This window comes from Cryobacterium sp. TMT1-2-2 (assembly GCF_004403505.1).
GTDB lineage: Bacteria > Actinomycetota > Actinomycetes > Actinomycetales > Microbacteriaceae > Cryobacterium > Cryobacterium flavum.
In genome coordinates this window covers 332,432-347,204 of record NZ_SOGS01000007.1, presented here as the reverse complement: position 1 = coordinate 347,204, position 14,773 = coordinate 332,432, and the positions used below count along the sequence as shown (strand labels likewise).

Here is a 14,773-nt window from a genome sequence, read left to right as displayed (position 1 = left end):
GCCACCAAGTACGACTGTGCATTTTTAGCTTGTCGTTACATCGTCTTGACGAGCCTTCCGAATCGCCACGTCTGGTGGCGCTTCTACTCGCGCCCGAAGAAGTTCCCGAGACCGGAGAGGCCCGGTATCTCAAAATTTGATCCCAGTTCGGACAGCTGATCGCCGAGCCCCGATGTGTACTCGCCAGCTCCGCTGGCGACTCCTTCGAGTCCACCCGAGACTCCGTCAAGCCCTCCGGTGAGATCAGTCAGGCCAGCCTCGAATCTCCCCTCGAGGGACTCAAAATCAACGCCCAACCCGGCGGCTTGTTCCAACAGAGGGGCGGCAACACTGCTGAGCACGGCCCCGCCGGCAACAGCTGCGAGCAACCCGCCTGCTGCACCAAGCCCGGCACCGGCGACAGCACCCATGCCCACACCAGCCATGCCGCCACGGCGACCCGACTTGACAAACATCTTGCGGAGAAAACCGGGGTTCTTTGCTTCACCGCGCGTGGCCGACCGGGCCAGATCGTCCGGGCTACTCGACGTCGGGTATTCGCCAGCCGGCAGCTCGGCGCGCAGTTGCGTATTTACTTCGTCGCGTTGCGCCGGCGTGAGCCGCGCGAACGCCTCCCGATGAACCTGTTCGAGCTGCTGTGGCTGCGCGGTATTCAGCAAGTATTCATAGCGGCCGATCGCCGCACGGTCTTCAGCACTCACCGCCCGCGCGGGTCTAGACACGCGCGGAGCGTTGACCGATGCCTGCGGCGCAACGTTCGCCGGGGTCCGGCTATCACCGGTTACCTTATCGGCGGCGGTACGCACCATTTCCCGCCAATCCGCCTTGCCGCCACCATTCGAAACGGCCTGTCCTTTCTTGTCGAGGGCCTTCGATGCCATGTTTAAAATGCGCTGGAGATTGCTCACAAAGGTCCTTCGTTTTGGATCGAAATTCCAGTGTGCGTGGGCGTCCTGAGTAAGTCCCCTAAACTCGCGGCAGACCATCGCGCAGTCGTCCGCTAAAGATTGGGCCTGCGATCGTCACATTTCACATCGGAACTGGAAATTCGCGGTCATCCGGGACACCCGGGAACTACGACGCAAACCTGTCCAAGAACCTCAAGGTGCTTACCGATGCGGGCATCGTCGCGGTGGAAGGAGAGTTCACCCGAACGACAGGATTCACGGCGGCTCACCTGGGTATTGCCCACGGTCGATGGGCGAAAAACGCTCGAGGGCCACCTGGCCGCCCTCGCTCAGATCGCCGGCAGCCAGCCCGACGCCGTCAACTGATAATCACAGCACTCGGCGTCAGCGAGGGCATCGCGAAGTAAATCTCTGGCGCCACCATCGGGCCTCAACGGGATCAAGGACCCGAACCATTCGAAGCTCAGGGCACCGTCCGCGACAATTCCGTGCTTTTGATAAAGGGCTGCGCGGGGAATTCGGGTCAGCAACCCACAGGAAGAGGGATCCGCCCGCCCGTTGCTTGACGCCAACGCCGTCCAGTTCGTCGATATAACCCCTCATATACTTCCGAAAGCCACACTGGAAGACGTCGAATTCACCGCCTCAATGGTCGAGTCGGGCGGTGACCGCGCCGCGGCGAGTTCGTTCAGCAGTGGCCTACTCGGGCTTGAGGATGACCTTCGTCCAACCCTTCGTGCGGTCGCCGAAGTTCTTGTAGGCGTCCACGGCTTTGCTGAGGGGGATCTCATGGGAAACGATCCACGATGGCTTGGCCTTGCCCACGGCAATCAGGTCACGCAATTGCCGGTTGTATTTCTTCACCGGGCATTGGCCGCTGCCCATACTTTGCCCCTTGAGCCACTGCAGGCCATAGTCAATGGCCAGCTTGCCCTGCTTGGCGTTCTCGTCGAAGCCGCCAGGATCTGCCGGCAGAAAGACGCCGACAACGCCAATGCCCCCGGTGATGCGCACGGACTGAATCAGCCGATTCAGAGTCATGGCGGGATCTTCGGTGCCCTGTGGATCGTGGGCCTGATAGCCCACGCATTCACAACCACGGTCCGCGCCGATACCCTTGGTCTGGTCCAGTACGAACTGAACCGGGTCCGTTTTTGAGTCATCAACGGCGATCGCGCCGATCTGCTCGGCGAGGGCCAGCCGGTCCGGGCGTCGGTCCACAACCCAGACTTTACTTGCGCCCTTGATCGTGGCAGATAGGGCGGCCATGAGCCCGACCGGACCCGCACCGTAAATCACCACTGTGTCACCGGGGATTACGCCGGCCATTTCGGTAGCGTGGTAGCCGGTAGGGAAGATGTCCGACAGCATCACATAATCGTTTTGCTTTTCTATGGCGTCTTCACCCAGGCGCAGGCAGTTATTGTCGCCGTAGGGCACACGCAGCATTTGGGCCTGCCCGCCGGGATACGGACCCATTCCCGCGAAGCCGTAAGCGGCGCCCGCGCCGACCGGGTCCGGTTGAGTGGTCATGCAATAGTTGGTGAAACCGCGTTCGCAATTCTTGCAAAACCCGCAGGAAATATTGAACGGCAACACGACGAGTTCGCCCACTTTGACCTTGTCGACGCCGTTACCGACCTCGATGACCTCGCCCATGTTCTCGTGACCAAACGTGCGTCCCACCTCGAAATCGGTGCGTCCCTCGTACATGTGCAAATCTGAACCGCAAATATTTGTCGCCGTAATGCGTACCAGAACGTCAGTGGGACGTTCGATCTTGGCATCCGGAACATCTTCAACCTTGACCGAGTTGGGCCCCTTGTAAACGACTGCCTTCATTTCTCTTCACTCCCTGAATTTCATGACCGTGAACACGGACGGTCCGTCTTCACTTTCGGAGGTGTTCAATCGATGATTGTCCGGACAGTCTTAGACCGCGCGGAAAGTCTGCATGGCTTTTGTCTATCACGATCGCGCGTGACCCGCCACTGTGCGTTCGTGCGGGGTGGCCGGCAGTGCGTTGGCCGGATCAAGAGAACCCGACTCGGCCAGAGGCGCGCATCAGGAGAAAGCAGACAGCGTCACGGAATATCGAGCTGTCGCTTGTCTCGAGGGCCGATACCCGTCCCTTCAAAGATCCACTCGGTGACGGCCTCGCCAGCGCCGTCGGCACGCAGAGCAGTGCGTTCGCGGACGCTCTCAGGAGCGACGCAGACGCGCTCCCCGGCACCTATTGGGATGGTGCTGCTGATCCGGCCCTACTCGGCCTCGCCACTGGCGGCCTTGCCTTTTCAAACGTTCGAGAGAACGCAAACAGCGTAATCTTCGACGCCCTCATCAGTTCTGGCACACGCAACCCCGGCGGCGACAGATTCGCCGACTCAGAGAATTATTTTGGGCCATCTTCGATCTACACGTGTTTCACGTGTGGTCATCAAATCTGCCTCTGAAGCGATCACCGAGTGGACCTACGTGAACGCTGATTGCGCATCGGATCTTGTCGCTACCCTGACCGATGGGGCGAAGTTCTATCCAGTGGCTGAATTCAACGGATGACAGTGGCCCGCTAGTTCCGAACGAAAGTCACAATGTCCTGGCATCTGGGCATCGCAACTAGTCATCCGTCGCCGGACTTTCGAGGCGGGAGAGGAGGGCTGCGAGCGCTCGGGCGATATCCATCGCGATGGATATCGCGGCGCCCATCGACGTCGCCGAAGTGGAGTCCTTTCTGTCGTCAAGCTCGGCCATGAGGGACGCAAGCGCATCCGCGGCGGCGGCGTGGGCCGTCAGATCCGTATTTCCCGCATCCCAATCACGCAGCGCCGCAGCCATCGCGTCAAGCGCCAGGCTCACCGACGGGCGCAAGTCCTCTCTCAGTTCCACCTTGATCGGGGTGCCCCACACTGCCCCGGCCAATACCTCCGTGAGATCCCTCACGTGAAAGGCGATGGTTTCGAGCGCGGCCAGGTCCTCGTAGTCGGCGCTCAGGTCTCGGTGGCGGTGGATTCGAGCCCGCGGATTGACTTTGCGGCTTTCGTCGGCTTGCTGCAGCGCAGTGCGCAGCCCGCTGGAAAGGTTGATGAGCAAGTCTTTGCGCGACGCCCAGCCGTCCCGCTCCGGTGGCCAGTGCTCGGCGAGGGCTTCGGCGACCTCGGATAGGTGATCGGCCAGCGCTGAGCGATAGTTCGAGAGCTTCTGGCCCACGCCATTGAGGTTCAGCGCGGGAAAGACCAACATGTTGACCAGGAGCCCGATGACGATGCCGAGGCTGATTTGCACGATATAACCGATGGAGTAGGAGTCCGCGTCGGGGCCGCCCACTATCAGCACGAACAAAACCGTCACCGGTATGTATTCGCGGTTGTTGCCGAACCATCCTGTCGCGGCGATCAGCGCGCCGATGCCGACGGCGACCGAAATCGTCACCACGTTCGGCTGGCTGAGAACGAGCACAGCCGCGGCCAGCACAATTCCGACTGCGAGACTGCCGAGGGTCTGCAGAGCATTCCGAACCGAACCCATGAGCGTGGGATACATGCTCACGAGGGCGCCGAGCGGTGCGTAGTAGGGGTAATTGTCGGCGACCCCGGGCAAGTGCGGAGCGATTGACCATGAAATGCCGACGGCTACTGCGGCTTTGCCGGCCTGCAACATGCGCGACCTGGTTATCTGCGATTTCAGCTGCCACGCCGTGTGTGTAACTGATGCCAGCGTGGTGCCTGTCATTATAGTTCCATTCAATCACGGTGCCCACCGGGCGTATGTTGCTTCGTTACGGTACTGACCGAACCGGAGAATTTCCCGGCAATGCACTCCGTTCGAGTTGCCCGGTCATCGTTGTAGGTCGGTTGACAACAAATATCTGCGAATTCTCGAACCGCACCGCTCAGCTCGCCCCCAGCACGGGAGAATGAGCCCGTGACCGCACCGAAAGAAACGGCCCCGCAGCTTTCGGCATCCGTCGGAACCTCCTACGGCCCGACGATTCAGAGTGCGCACTCTGTCGCCTACATCGAGATTTTCTTCGACCTCATCTCCATCCGCGCGCTCACCCAGCTCTCCCGGCATCTCCTTGACAACCAGTCGTTGATCGGTTGCCCTTGAATCCGCCGTGCTCGAGCTCGCTTCTGGTGGATTTGGATCTACACGACCTGGGCGACCAACTGGCTCGACCCGGTGCGATTGCCCGTACGCGGCGCGATCATCGGCCTCGTGATGAGTCCGTCCGTCTAGGAGTCGTTCGGTGACCGGGGCGCTGGTCTTAACCGTCTCCTATGTCACCTTGCAGCTCGAACGCACCGGGTTCGTGTTGCTGGCGGTCGCCCGGCACGACAGGGCGCTGCATCACACCTACCTGCGGATATTCGTCTGGATCCCGGTCGCCGGGAACTTGTGGAGTATCGGTGCCCTTCGTCCGCTCGAATGGCGACTACCGCTCTGGGGCATCGCCCTGGCCACCGAATACCTCTCCGCCAGCCTGAGTGTCGGCGCGCCCGGTCTGGGAAAATCCAACGCAGACGACTGGGACATCGCCGGCGCCCACATCGCCGAGCGGAGCGCCCTATGAGTAATCCTCGCCCTCGGGGAGTCCTTCCTCTTCACCCGTTTCGCATTCATCGACCAGGACATATGACGTGACGGCGTCCTCGGCCTGCTCGTCGCCTTCGTCACCGCCGTCACCATGAGGTGGCTGTACTTGGATCACGGCGAGCGCGTCGGGAGCAGGGCCATCGCGTCGGTATCGAAGCCCGGCTGACTCGCCCGACTCGCCTACACGTATGTGTACGCGATCATCATCGCGGGGATTGTGCTGAGCTCCGCAGTCGACAAGAAAAGGGTGAAGCATAGGAACCGCACTCGCGAGAGCAGTCCCGCCCGCCCGCGCGTCCATCTGGCTTTGTCGAGCCCCGGGTTTGGTGAAGGCCCGGTTAGACCCGTCCATGCCGGTCCAATCCGCGAGACGATCGCAAGTATCAGGAAAAGCTACGACCTCCTCGACGTCATGCAGCCCTCAGACAACGAAGAGCGTCAGTGGAACATTCACGCCGAAACCGTTCCGGAGCTCTGCCACGCCCCGAAACGGCTACTCGATTCGCAGTCTCAAGTGAAGACGCTCACGCCACCTGGACCAACCAACAGCCCCACGACGATGAGCACAATACCCCAGAGAATCTGGCGTCGAAATAGCGCGACAATGCCTGCAATAACGAGGACTACCGCAATGATCCAGAGAATTGTTGCCATGGTGCTGCTCCATTTCATTCAGCGCCGACGGGCCGTACGCCCACAGCGGTTTTCGATCTGTTAAAGCGAACGTACCCCTGCTCGATCTCTGACCCATGTGTTTTATCCAGCATGTCTTGGAGGTGAGACTCTGTCATCATCTGTTAGCGGCCATGCGAAACGACCAAGAGAACCCAGGCACGGTCACGTCCCGCTGAGTGGTGGAGTTTCTTAACACCGTGCGGGACGTGACCTAACGGCTAGCGCTTGGTGGCGTCGTCACGTCCCAGAGTCTCGTCAGCAGGTTGATCTGGCAGTAACCCGAGGACGCGCGCCCGGCGGTAGAAGGTCGCTCCGGACATTCTAAGATCGAGCGCGACCTGCGCCGCTGTCTCTCCACCGTTTATGAGCCGGTGGGCGTTTCGGATTTGACTGTCGGTAATGAGTCTCGGTCGCCCGCCCAGATTTTTTCCGGCGGCGCGGCGCTTGATGATCGAGTCGACTACGCGCTCTCGCTTGATTTCGTGTTCCATTTGACCGGGCGCCGCCATGATCGTGAACAGCATGGACCCCATCGGTGTCGCGGTGTCGACGTCGTCGCCGCCCAGGTTGAGCGCCCTCAAGCCGGCACCGCGGGCGCGGAGCTCTTCGGCGAAAGCGAGCATGTTCTGCGTCGATCGCCCGAGCCGGTCCAGAGCCGTGATGACGAGAGTGTCGCCCGCCTCGAGGGCGTCAAGCGCGCGATCGAAGCAGGGCCGCGATGTGCGAGCTCCTGAGATCCCATGGTCGACGTAGACGTCATCACGCCGGACGCCAGCGGCGAGGATATCGACTTGCTGTCGGTCGGTGGATTGCTGACGCGTCGATACGCGCGCGTAGCCGATCAGTTGGCCCTGCCCCCATTGAGTGGACACCCCACAAAAGAGAATGTTCACATGGGAAAGACACGCAGGGAGTTCACTCCTGGGTACAAAGACGAGGCCGTAAAGCTCGTGATCAACACCGGCAGGGCGATAGCGAACGTGGCCCGCGAGCTCGGCATCAACGAGGCATCGCTGGGCCGGTGGGTCAGCACATTCAAGGCCCACAACGACACCGCTGGTCTGATTCGCCTTGACAAATTCAGCGAACATGATTGGCTCGTGTTACGTGACAATTTCCGGCACAGAGTTCGACCGTGAAAGGAGGTGGCCCGTGAGCCACCATGCCGTGATCAACCCCGCCACAGGCGAGACCATCAAGACGTACCCCCAGATTTCGAGTGATGAACTCGAGCAAGTCATCGCAACGGCGGATGAGGCTCACTACGGCTGGTCTCGGAACTCTTCCGTCGACGAGCGAGCCGCACTCCTGCGGAAGGTCGGCGAATTGCATGCGGAACGCCGCGATCAACTGGCGGCCGCAATCGTGCGCGAGATGGGCAAGCCCGTCGATCAAGCGCTCGGCGAGGTCGACTATGCCGCCAACATTTACCGGTACTACGCCGACAACGCGCAGGAATTTCTGAAGGACGAACCAATCACCCTGCTCGGCGGAGAGGGTTCCGCGTTCATGCGCTCCAGTTCTGTGGGTGTGCTCATTGGCGTCATGCCGTGGAATTTCCCGTACTACCAGGTTGCGCGCTTCGCTGCACCGAACCTCATGACGGGCAACACGATCATCCTCAAGCATGCGTCGCAGTGCCCGGAGTCGGCCGCAGCGATTGAACAAATCTTTCACGACGCAGGCTTCCCGGTCGGCGCCTATACCAATGTGTACGCGGACAGCGAGCAGGTCGCCACGATCATCGCCGACCCGCGGGTACAGGGCGTCTCCCTCACCGGTTCGGAGGGCGCCGGCGCGGCCGTTGCTGAGGTCGCCGGTCGCCACCTCAAGAAGGTCGTGCTGGAGCTGGGCGGGTCAGACCCGTTCATTCTGCTGAGCACCGACGACATGGCCGCCGCAGTGGATGCCGCCGTCGCCGGTCGCCTTCGCAATGGCGGACAGGCCTGCGACGCCGCCAAACGATTCATCGTGATCGATGGACTTTACGATGAGTTCACGGAGAAGTTCACCGCCGCTATCCTGGCGAACTCACCCAGCGACCCGACCGTCCCCGGGGCAGACTACGGCCCTCTCTCGTCGCTTGCTGCAGCCGAGCATCTTGAGGAGCAGGTAGAGCGCGCAGTCGCGCAGGGAGCGACCCTGGCGAGCACAGGTAAGCGGTCGGGTACCTTCTACCCAGCGACGGTGCTCACCGACGTAACGCGAGACAACGACACGTACCACGAGGAGTTTTTCGGGCCCGTAGCATTCGTCTACCGGGCAGCCTCAGAAAATGAAGCTGTCGCCCTCGCAAACGACACTCCCTTTGGGCTGGGCTCCTATCTGTTCACGACCGATCCCGAGCAGGCCCTTCGGGTCGCCGACCGCATCGAAGCTGGCATGGTGTTCGTCAACCTCGTCGATGCCGGCAGCGCAGAGCTACCGTTCGGCGGAGTGAAAAGAAGCGGCTTCGGGCGCGAACTCGGACGCTTCGGTGCCAGCGAGTTCGTGAACAAGAAACTCATTCGCATCGGCTGACACATAGACGAAATCCTCAGCCGACGCGGTAAAGACCGTTCAGTTGCCGATAGGGCCGTGTGCCGACCCAAACGCGACCCTTCAGCTAGTGAGTCCGTACAATGCTGCCGTCTTCGTACTCGAAGAGAATCTCTCCACCTTCTGGGCCAAACGGCATATCTAGGCAAAATTGATGTGTGAGCCACGCGAGATGGTGTCTACTGTGTTGTGTGGTGCTAGATGCTGCGGTGGTCGCGGACGGCGAGTTCCAGGGCTTCGAGGCCGGGTGCGAGGGCGGCATCCACTGCCATCGGGTCGGTGATATTGAGTTGCTGCATCTCGCGACGACCCTCTGGTGCGGTGTTGATTTCGTGCTCGCCGGCCTCGAGGGCAGTAATCAGGTCAGTGATGACGTCGCCGAGTGGTCGGCGTCCCCAACCGAGTTCAGCGCCAGCGGTCTGTGAGGTCATCATCGCGGTGTCGGTTGCGCCGGGGTACACGGTCGCAACATGCATGCCCGTTCCGGTCAACTCGCGGCGGAGTGACTCGCCGAACTGTGAAATACCCGATTTCGTTGCCGCATAGACCGAATAGAACGGCATTCCCACGAGCGCAATCCGGCTGGAAATGTTCAAAATGATGCTCCCGCTCCCCGTCGCGCTCTGTCGAAGCGCGGGCAGCAGGGTCTTGGTTAAGAGAATCGGGGCGGTGAGATTCAGATCGATCATCGAGTGGACGTCCGCATTGCTGGTCAATTCGAGCCGGCCCGCCCGCACATTCCCGGCATTATTGACGAGGAGGTCGACGGTGCTCCACGAAGCGACTGCGTGCGCGATTCGTTCAACAACGCCGCTCTGAGTGAGGTCCTCGACGAGGATCTCAGTGGTTCCGCCTTCGGCGGCAACGAGACGTGCGGTTTCGGTCAATGTAGCGAGCTGGCGCCCAACTAAAAGGAGGTGTCCTCCTCGTCGTCCGAATTCGAGCGCAAATGCCCGACCAATGCCCTGCCCGGCGCCCGTGATGATTCCGCGTCGGTTGTTGAGATTCAGACTGTTCAGGTACATCAGGCACGGTCGAAAGCGGTGGATTTCACGGCCGCCGACATGGCCGCCTGGAATCACGGATGGCAACCACTCCGTAAGGAACGGGTCTCGGCACGCGGCGCTGAAGTTCCGGATCCTGGAAGGCGGCGGTTATGGCATTGACATCAGCCAGTGTCGGCGCCTGCAAAATCAGCCGATCGGTACTGAGTTTGATCTTGTCCATTTTTCCACACGATCGGTTGACCATGCCGCCGATTTAGGAACCCGTTTGCGGTCTGTTCGACATCGCAGTACCTGAGGCGTCAGGCGCTGATGTCATCCCATTCGAGCGGGGTCGTCGTTCCCGACTCCCAATCCCGTCGCAAAATTGCGTAGCCGAAGGAGGCCATGGGGACGCGACCAGCAACCGGCCACCCGTCGCGGTAGCAAGCTTCCTGAATGAAGCCGGCACGTACGAAGGTCTTTCGCATCGCGATGTTGTCGGAGCGGGTGTTTCCCTCGAAGCGATTGACCTCGGGCATCGACGAGAAGACGTGAGTCGTCAGCGCGTTGAGGACCGGCGACCCGAGGCTGCGCCGGCGATATTTGGTTGCCAGACGCAGATCGAACAGCGGCGCTCCGTCGGTCAGGTCATCGAGAACCGCGTATCCGACGCGGCCCAGCGTGTCGACGTTGATCCAGAAACCGGCGTGGTCCGGCCCCTCGAAGCGTCCCCCAGAAATTCGATCCTCGACCTCGCCAATAGTCAGTCTGCCGCCGCCGTGGAACGGAAAATCGTTTTCTGTCAGGAAGCGAATCAGCTCATCCCGGTCCCCCGGCAGATTCATGGGGACCAGGTCAATTTCCATGGAACGAGCCTATCGGCAGACATCAGGCGGCAGACGAAGCTCCTACGCACAGCGAGCGGTGCCCCGGAGCAACGCCTTTAAGGCTTACTCACGATCTACTGAAGCAGCTTCTCGAAAACGATATTGACAGGGGTGAACCCCTCTGCCTCGAAGAATCCATGAGCGTGCGTGTTGAAGTGCCAAGAATCAAGGCGGAGCGTCGTAACGGCCAATTCGCCAGCGAGTTTCACGGCAGCGTGCATGAGCTGTCGACCTACACCGCCGGATTGTTGCTCCAACTCGACAGCGATGTGGTGGATGTACAGGATCGAGGAAGCCACCTTGAACGGGTTGGCAGCACGAGTGGCGTGTTCGGCGAGGAGATAGCCGACCGCGACATGGGCATCCGTTTCTGCGAGGAGGATATGACTGCCATCTGAAAAGCGGGCGCGAAAGTAATCGTGCAATGCGTCGCCGGATGGTTCGACGAACAAGTCCGGTCGGCCAGCCGCATGCATCTTCTGAATACCGAGCCCCAGCCGTACCAAGGCGACCAAGTCACGCCCCGTTGCGGGCCGAACGGTCGTTGGCGGCGGGTACCTGCTGCTCGCGTTCCAAGCAGGCGACGAGCCACGGCACCTGGCGCACGCCTATGGCCACGACATCGATCTCATGGCGTATCGGTTGCCGCCTGATCGCATCGTCGACCTGTTGGCCGCGGCGGGACTGGCCGTGCAGAGTCAGCTCGTACGCGCTCCGGACCAATCGGAGAAAACCCCCCAAGTCTTCCTCCTGGCACGCAAACACTAATTTATAACGTTCTTAGGCCGCTGAGTCAGTACGCGCAGGAAGTGTCGGAGGTCGTCGATGAGGAGTTCTGGCTCTTCGAGGGCGGCGAAGTGGCCGCCGCGGTCTTCGATGTCGGTCCAGCGCACGATTGTGTTGGCTTGAGTCGATTCTGGGCGATGCCGACGTCGTGAGCGAATTGGGTCGCAGCTGTCGGGTCTCCGGAGTTCGCTGGCGCGGCACCCCAAGAGTTCTGGGCGTAGCCGACATACGCGGACGAGCCCCACTACCGGTGAACCAGTACAGCGAGGCGTTTGCCAGGATCCACTCGCGTCCGAGGATCTCATCGGGCAGCGTCTCGACCGGCCAGGTCCAAGCCCGGAATTTGTCGAGCATCCAGGCCAACTGTGCAACTGGTGAGTCGGTTAGGGCTATGCCGAGGAGACCGGGCCGGGTTGATTGGATGGCGATGTAGCCGCACTCGTCGTTCATGAACGTGCCGACGCGCTTCAGCCGGTCCTGGTCAAGCTGGCTCATCGCATTCCGCGCCGTGTTGACGATCTGGCCCGGGAAGCTAATGCTCCGCTGACGTGAACGCCGATCACCCGGTCGGGTGCTACGCGGGCGCTTTCTGGGGAGATGGTGGCGCCGAGGTCACCGCCATGGGCCGCGAAGTTCTCGTAGCCGGCGCAAGAAGAAGTAGCTGCGGGCCGTGGCGGCCAGAATGCATTCAAACATGGTGCGGCCTTTGAGATGTTCGGCAACAAGAACCTGAAAGGACTGAACGTCGTGCCATTGCAACGAGAGACAGCGCGTAATAGAGGTTGTCTACCAAGACTGCAGAACCGGATGCCCGCAGGCAAAAGAGCCGCGCAGGCCATTTCAGAGCAGTTGCTCCCGCTGGCCCCGTAGCTGTTGTCGCGGGGTTGGTCGTGACGCCAAGGGCACCAGCTCGTCGATCCGGTCGAGGATCTCCGACGCAGCACCATATCGGTCGCGGGCAGCTGCGGCGACGGCCCCCAATGCCGCGTGCTCCTAGGATGGGGGCATGAAGACGGTTGCGGTGTACAGCACCAAGGGCGGGGTCGGCAAAACAACGGCAGCCGTCAATCTGGCCTGGGAGGCGTCTCGGGAGTGCCGGGTACTGCTCTGGGATCTCGACCCGCAGGGTGCCTCAACCTATGTGCTCAATGTAAAGCCGAGGGTCAAGGGCGGCGTGAACTCCCTCATTCGAGGGAAGACCGAGATGGATGCCGCGATCCGATCGACCGTCTACGAAAATCTCGCCGTACTGCCAGCAGACGAAACTTACCGAGATTTGGATCTGGTCCTGGACGCGGCGAAGAAGTCCACGCACCGTATTGCCAAGGCGCTTGAATCGGTCGCAAGAGAATATGACGTCGTGATCCTGGACTGCCCGCCCGGGGAATCCCGTGTCGCCGAGAACGCGCTGCACGCCGCCGACCTCGTCGTTTTGCCCCTCGTTCCGTCGCCGCTCTCGCTTCGGTCACTGGCCCAAGTCAACGAGATCATCGCGGATTCCGACAGTCCCCCCAAGGTCTTTGCATTCCTGTCGATGGTGGACCGCCGCAAACTTTCGCACCGCGCTGCTGCCGAGAATCTGCCGCGTGAATATCCGCAGGTGATCGACCTCGTGGTCCCCGCGACCGTTGTGATCGAGCGGATGGGTTCAGAGCGCGCCCCGGTCGGATCGTACGCTCCCGACACCGAGGCGGCCCGCGTGTTCGCGGAACTTTGGGAGTATGTTCGCACCTCGTCCAAGGTCAAACGGGCAGCACCGTCAAAATTGCGTGCGCGCTAACATCACAGCCACGCGCGCATCGAGATGCTCTCGTGCAGCGCCGAATGTATGAATCGCCGTGCACATCGCCGTGTAATCAGCACTGTGGAGAAACGGCGGACTGCCGCGACCTAGGGGAGGTGCGCAGATGGCCCAGACTGAGACGAAAAAACAACGTCCGTTTCGACCAATAGTATGCACAAGCAAGCCAAGAAGGCCTTAGTACGCGCCGAGAAATCGGTGCAGGCCGCCCGCGAAGCCGTCGCCCACGCCAGCGCGAAGTTGCGCAAAGAGGCGCAGGCCTTGTCGAAGCAGACGCAGAAGTTAGCGACGAAACAGGAAAAAGCAGCAGGCAAGCTTGCCGCCGCCACAGAAAAAGCCGGGCACAGGCCTCGACCATAAAGAAATCGAACCGTCCGGCCCTGCCGACACCAGCGCCGGTCCGTCCCACAAAGTTGCGGCGCAGACTCTGACCGAGCAACGCGGACATCCGCGGGGCTTCAGCGGGACGAACGGTTCCTGTCACCGAGAACAGGACCATATCCTCGGCGATCAAGGTAATCCGCGGGTGAACTGCACCCGATGAATCGCTGAGGATTTCTTAGCCGCGAACCGCGGTCGCGCACCCTGACATTACGCCTCGTGCAGGGCTGTGTATGGCGCTGGGCGTCGTTCGGCGCGCAGCTGGGACCGCGCTGCGTGTTCAACGAGCACGGGAATGAAGTCCCGGATGGGCTTATCGTCGAGCGAGGCGTGGCACGCCGACACGACGGATTTGACCCGACCCGTCGGAAGATCGGCGTACCTGACCTCGAGCCGACGCACCACATCGTCGACCGCATTCTTCTCCTGCTTTGAGTCCATATCTCATTGTGACCGTCTTTCCATGTCGATTCGAACCAGATCCATCCCCTAAAAGGGGTGAAGAACCTCAATGGCGTTGAATAGCCTGCGGCCCCAGGGGGTGCAATCTACTTCAAGGGTCATCGCCCTACGGCTCCACCGATAGCCAGGCATTGTCCGGCTCGTACCGACCGCGCGCAGCTCGAGTATTCTCGAGCTGACGAGGAGTTCTTCGGTCTAGAGGCCTGCGTTCTCTCGAAATAGCTGGACTGACTTCGGCCTGTTTCGCGGCAATGAACGTTAAATAAACGTGCGTGCGTCAAATCTCACCGCGAACGGCCATCGCGACCCGGCGCCTTTCCGAGATCAAGCAGGGCCGAAATTCTAAAAGACCGCCCGAATGTCGTCAAGAGTGCACGTTGACTCTTAGAAAACCTCCGCGTAACTATATTCATTGCTGACGATTTTCAATCGCGTTAACAGCTTGCACCGCATCGGCGCGAATGGCGTCGGGATGCCCGACTTCGAGAAAGCCTGGGTCGCAGCCCACGACACTCCTGGCTGCGCCGGCACGTTCCTGTGTGAATATTCGGTCTTCACGCTGTTGGTCATTGACGAGTAGCCGCTGGACTGGCCAGCGGAATCGAAACGCGACGCGCTGCTGGGTCGACGCGCTTCTGCACTCAGTATCAGCAGAAGGGCTGACACCAGCGCCTCCGCCCCGGAGTTCATACAGACGCGATCATGGGCCGGGCCATCCACAACACGGTCTGCGTGGTAACCCGCCCTCTCCTCTCG

General features: G+C 60.9%; 19 protein-coding genes. 8 read left to right on the top strand and 11 right to left on the bottom strand.

Annotated elements, in window-relative coordinates; all coding sequences use genetic code 11:
• Positions 1–83: 83 nt before the first annotated feature.
• Positions 84–908 carry a hypothetical protein gene (locus tag E3T35_RS06915; protein ID WP_134378217.1) on the bottom strand — a complete coding sequence of 275 codons (825 nt, stop codon included), beginning with the start codon at positions 906–908 and terminating at the stop codon, positions 84–86.
• Positions 909–1,115: 207 nt separating this feature from the next.
• On the opposite strand from E3T35_RS06915, the gene E3T35_RS19210 reads away from it, so the two are divergent.
• Positions 1,116–1,274 carry a hypothetical protein gene (locus E3T35_RS19210; protein WP_166789863.1) on the top strand — a complete coding sequence of 53 codons (159 nt, stop codon included), beginning with the start codon at positions 1,116–1,118 and terminating at the stop codon, positions 1,272–1,274.
• Between the two features lie 333 nt (positions 1,275–1,607).
• Here E3T35_RS19210 and E3T35_RS06910 read toward each other — a convergent pair whose 3' ends face one another.
• Positions 1,608–2,750 (bottom strand): glutathione-independent formaldehyde dehydrogenase, encoded by a 1,143-nt coding sequence (locus E3T35_RS06910; RefSeq protein ID WP_134378216.1) that lies wholly within the window; start codon positions 2,748–2,750, stop codon positions 1,608–1,610.
• Between the two features lie 774 nt (positions 2,751–3,524).
• Positions 3,525–4,637, bottom strand: coding sequence for an aromatic acid exporter family protein (locus tag E3T35_RS06905; RefSeq protein WP_134378215.1), 1,113 nt, complete (start codon positions 4,635–4,637; stop codon positions 3,525–3,527).
• A 192-nt stretch (positions 4,638–4,829) separates the two neighbouring features.
• Here E3T35_RS06905 and E3T35_RS06900 point away from each other — a divergent pair, with 192 nt between their 5' ends.
• A complete protein-coding gene (locus E3T35_RS06900; RefSeq protein ID WP_134346846.1) occupies positions 4,830–5,015 on the top strand; it encodes a hypothetical protein in 186 nt (61 codons plus the stop codon).
• Between the two features lie 139 nt (positions 5,016–5,154).
• Positions 5,155–5,478: a low temperature requirement protein A gene (locus tag E3T35_RS06895; RefSeq protein WP_134378214.1), complete on the top strand. Its 324-nt coding sequence runs from the start codon at positions 5,155–5,157 to the stop codon at positions 5,476–5,478.
• A 533-nt stretch (positions 5,479–6,011) separates the two neighbouring features.
• Here the strand turns inward: E3T35_RS06895 and E3T35_RS19205 are convergent.
• A complete protein-coding gene (locus E3T35_RS19205) occupies positions 6,012–6,155 on the bottom strand; it encodes a GPGG-motif small membrane protein (RefSeq protein ID WP_166789862.1) in 144 nt (47 codons plus the stop codon).
• A 239-nt stretch (positions 6,156–6,394) separates the two neighbouring features.
• Entirely contained in the window at positions 6,395–7,048 is a 654-nt protein-coding gene (locus E3T35_RS06890; protein ID WP_134378213.1) for a recombinase family protein, read from the bottom strand.
• 21 nt (positions 7,049–7,069) lie between these two features.
• Here E3T35_RS06890 and E3T35_RS20175 point away from each other — a divergent pair, with 21 nt between their 5' ends.
• Positions 7,070–7,315, top strand: coding sequence for a transposase (locus E3T35_RS20175; protein ID WP_166789861.1), 246 nt, complete (start codon positions 7,070–7,072; stop codon positions 7,313–7,315).
• A 13-nt stretch (positions 7,316–7,328) separates the two neighbouring features.
• Positions 7,329–8,696 (top strand): NAD-dependent succinate-semialdehyde dehydrogenase, encoded by a 1,368-nt coding sequence (locus tag E3T35_RS06880; RefSeq protein WP_166789860.1) that lies wholly within the window; start codon positions 7,329–7,331, stop codon positions 8,694–8,696.
• A 215-nt stretch (positions 8,697–8,911) separates the two neighbouring features.
• Here the strand turns inward: E3T35_RS06880 and E3T35_RS06875 are convergent, their stop codons facing one another.
• The 5 genes from E3T35_RS06875 to E3T35_RS06860 all read right to left on the bottom strand — a co-directional run bounded on the left by E3T35_RS06875 (position 8,912) and on the right by E3T35_RS06860 (position 11,328).
• The gene (locus E3T35_RS06875; RefSeq protein WP_198420999.1) at positions 8,912–9,739 is read right to left on the bottom strand and encodes an SDR family oxidoreductase; all 828 of its coding nucleotides are present in this window, start codon (positions 9,737–9,739) and stop codon (positions 8,912–8,914) included.
• Between the two features lie 25 nt (positions 9,740–9,764).
• The gene (locus E3T35_RS19195) at positions 9,765–9,941 is read right to left on the bottom strand and encodes a hypothetical protein (RefSeq protein WP_166789859.1); all 177 of its coding nucleotides are present in this window, start codon (positions 9,939–9,941) and stop codon (positions 9,765–9,767) included.
• Positions 9,942–10,020: 79 nt separating this feature from the next.
• Complete coding sequence (locus E3T35_RS06870; protein WP_134378210.1) at positions 10,021–10,566, bottom strand: GNAT family N-acetyltransferase; 546 nt, start codon at positions 10,564–10,566, stop codon at positions 10,021–10,023.
• 95 nt (positions 10,567–10,661) lie between these two features.
• A complete protein-coding gene (locus tag E3T35_RS06865) occupies positions 10,662–11,102 on the bottom strand; it encodes a GNAT family N-acetyltransferase (protein ID WP_134378209.1) in 441 nt (146 codons plus the stop codon).
• Between the two features lies 1 nt (position 11,103).
• The gene (locus E3T35_RS06860; RefSeq protein WP_134346839.1) at positions 11,104–11,328 is read right to left on the bottom strand and encodes a hypothetical protein; all 225 of its coding nucleotides are present in this window, start codon (positions 11,326–11,328) and stop codon (positions 11,104–11,106) included.
• Positions 11,329–12,379: 1,051 nt separating this feature from the next.
• Here E3T35_RS06860 and E3T35_RS06855 point away from each other — a divergent pair.
• Together E3T35_RS06855 and E3T35_RS06850 are read left to right on the top strand one after the other, a co-directional pair.
• Positions 12,380–13,153 carry a ParA family protein gene (locus tag E3T35_RS06855; protein WP_134346838.1) on the top strand — a complete coding sequence of 258 codons (774 nt, stop codon included), beginning with the start codon at positions 12,380–12,382 and terminating at the stop codon, positions 13,151–13,153.
• A gap of 174 nt (positions 13,154–13,327) precedes the next feature.
• Positions 13,328–13,534, top strand: a complete 207-nt coding sequence (locus tag E3T35_RS06850) for a hypothetical protein (protein WP_134378208.1) — start codon at positions 13,328–13,330, stop codon at positions 13,532–13,534.
• 231 nt (positions 13,535–13,765) lie between these two features.
• Here E3T35_RS06850 and E3T35_RS06845 read toward each other — a convergent pair whose 3' ends face one another.
• Positions 13,766–13,996 carry a three-helix bundle dimerization domain-containing protein gene (locus E3T35_RS06845; protein WP_134378207.1) on the bottom strand — a complete coding sequence of 77 codons (231 nt, stop codon included), beginning with the start codon at positions 13,994–13,996 and terminating at the stop codon, positions 13,766–13,768.
• A 433-nt stretch (positions 13,997–14,429) separates the two neighbouring features.
• On the opposite strand from E3T35_RS06845, the gene E3T35_RS19190 reads away from it, so the two are divergent.
• Entirely contained in the window at positions 14,430–14,597 is a 168-nt protein-coding gene (locus tag E3T35_RS19190) for a hypothetical protein (RefSeq protein ID WP_166789858.1), read from the top strand.
• Positions 14,598–14,773: the final 176 nt, after the last annotated feature.

What these genes read in the sequence shown, in the direction of transcription:
- E3T35_RS19210 (WP_166789863.1), top strand. Translation starts at nt 1,116, where the DNA reads ATGCGGGCATCGTCGCGGTGGAAGGAGAGTTCACCCGAACGACAGGAT.
- E3T35_RS06910 (WP_134378216.1), bottom strand. Translation starts at nt 2,750, where the DNA reads ATGAAGGCAGTCGTTTACAAGGGGCCCAACTCGGTCAAGGTTGAAGAT.
- E3T35_RS06905 (WP_134378215.1), bottom strand. Translation starts at nt 4,637, where the DNA reads ATGACAGGCACCACGCTGGCATCAGTTACACACACGGCGTGGCAGCTG.
- E3T35_RS19205 (WP_166789862.1), bottom strand. Translation starts at nt 6,155, where the DNA reads ATGGCAACAATTCTCTGGATCATTGCGGTAGTCCTCGTTATTGCAGGC.
- E3T35_RS20175 (WP_166789861.1), top strand. Translation starts at nt 7,070, where the DNA reads ATGGGAAAGACACGCAGGGAGTTCACTCCTGGGTACAAAGACGAGGCC.
- E3T35_RS06875 (WP_198420999.1), bottom strand. Translation starts at nt 9,739, where the DNA reads ATGTACCTGAACAGTCTGAATCTCAACAACCGACGCGGAATCATCACG.
- E3T35_RS19195 (WP_166789859.1), bottom strand. Translation starts at nt 9,941, where the DNA reads ATGGACAAGATCAAACTCAGTACCGATCGGCTGATTTTGCAGGCGCCG.
- E3T35_RS06870 (WP_134378210.1), bottom strand. Translation starts at nt 10,566, where the DNA reads ATGGAAATTGACCTGGTCCCCATGAATCTGCCGGGGGACCGGGATGAG.
- E3T35_RS06855 (WP_134346838.1), top strand. Translation starts at nt 12,380, where the DNA reads ATGAAGACGGTTGCGGTGTACAGCACCAAGGGCGGGGTCGGCAAAACA.
- E3T35_RS06850 (WP_134378208.1), top strand. Translation starts at nt 13,328, where the DNA reads ATGCACAAGCAAGCCAAGAAGGCCTTAGTACGCGCCGAGAAATCGGTG.
- E3T35_RS06845 (WP_134378207.1), bottom strand. Translation starts at nt 13,996, where the DNA reads ATGGACTCAAAGCAGGAGAAGAATGCGGTCGACGATGTGGTGCGTCGG.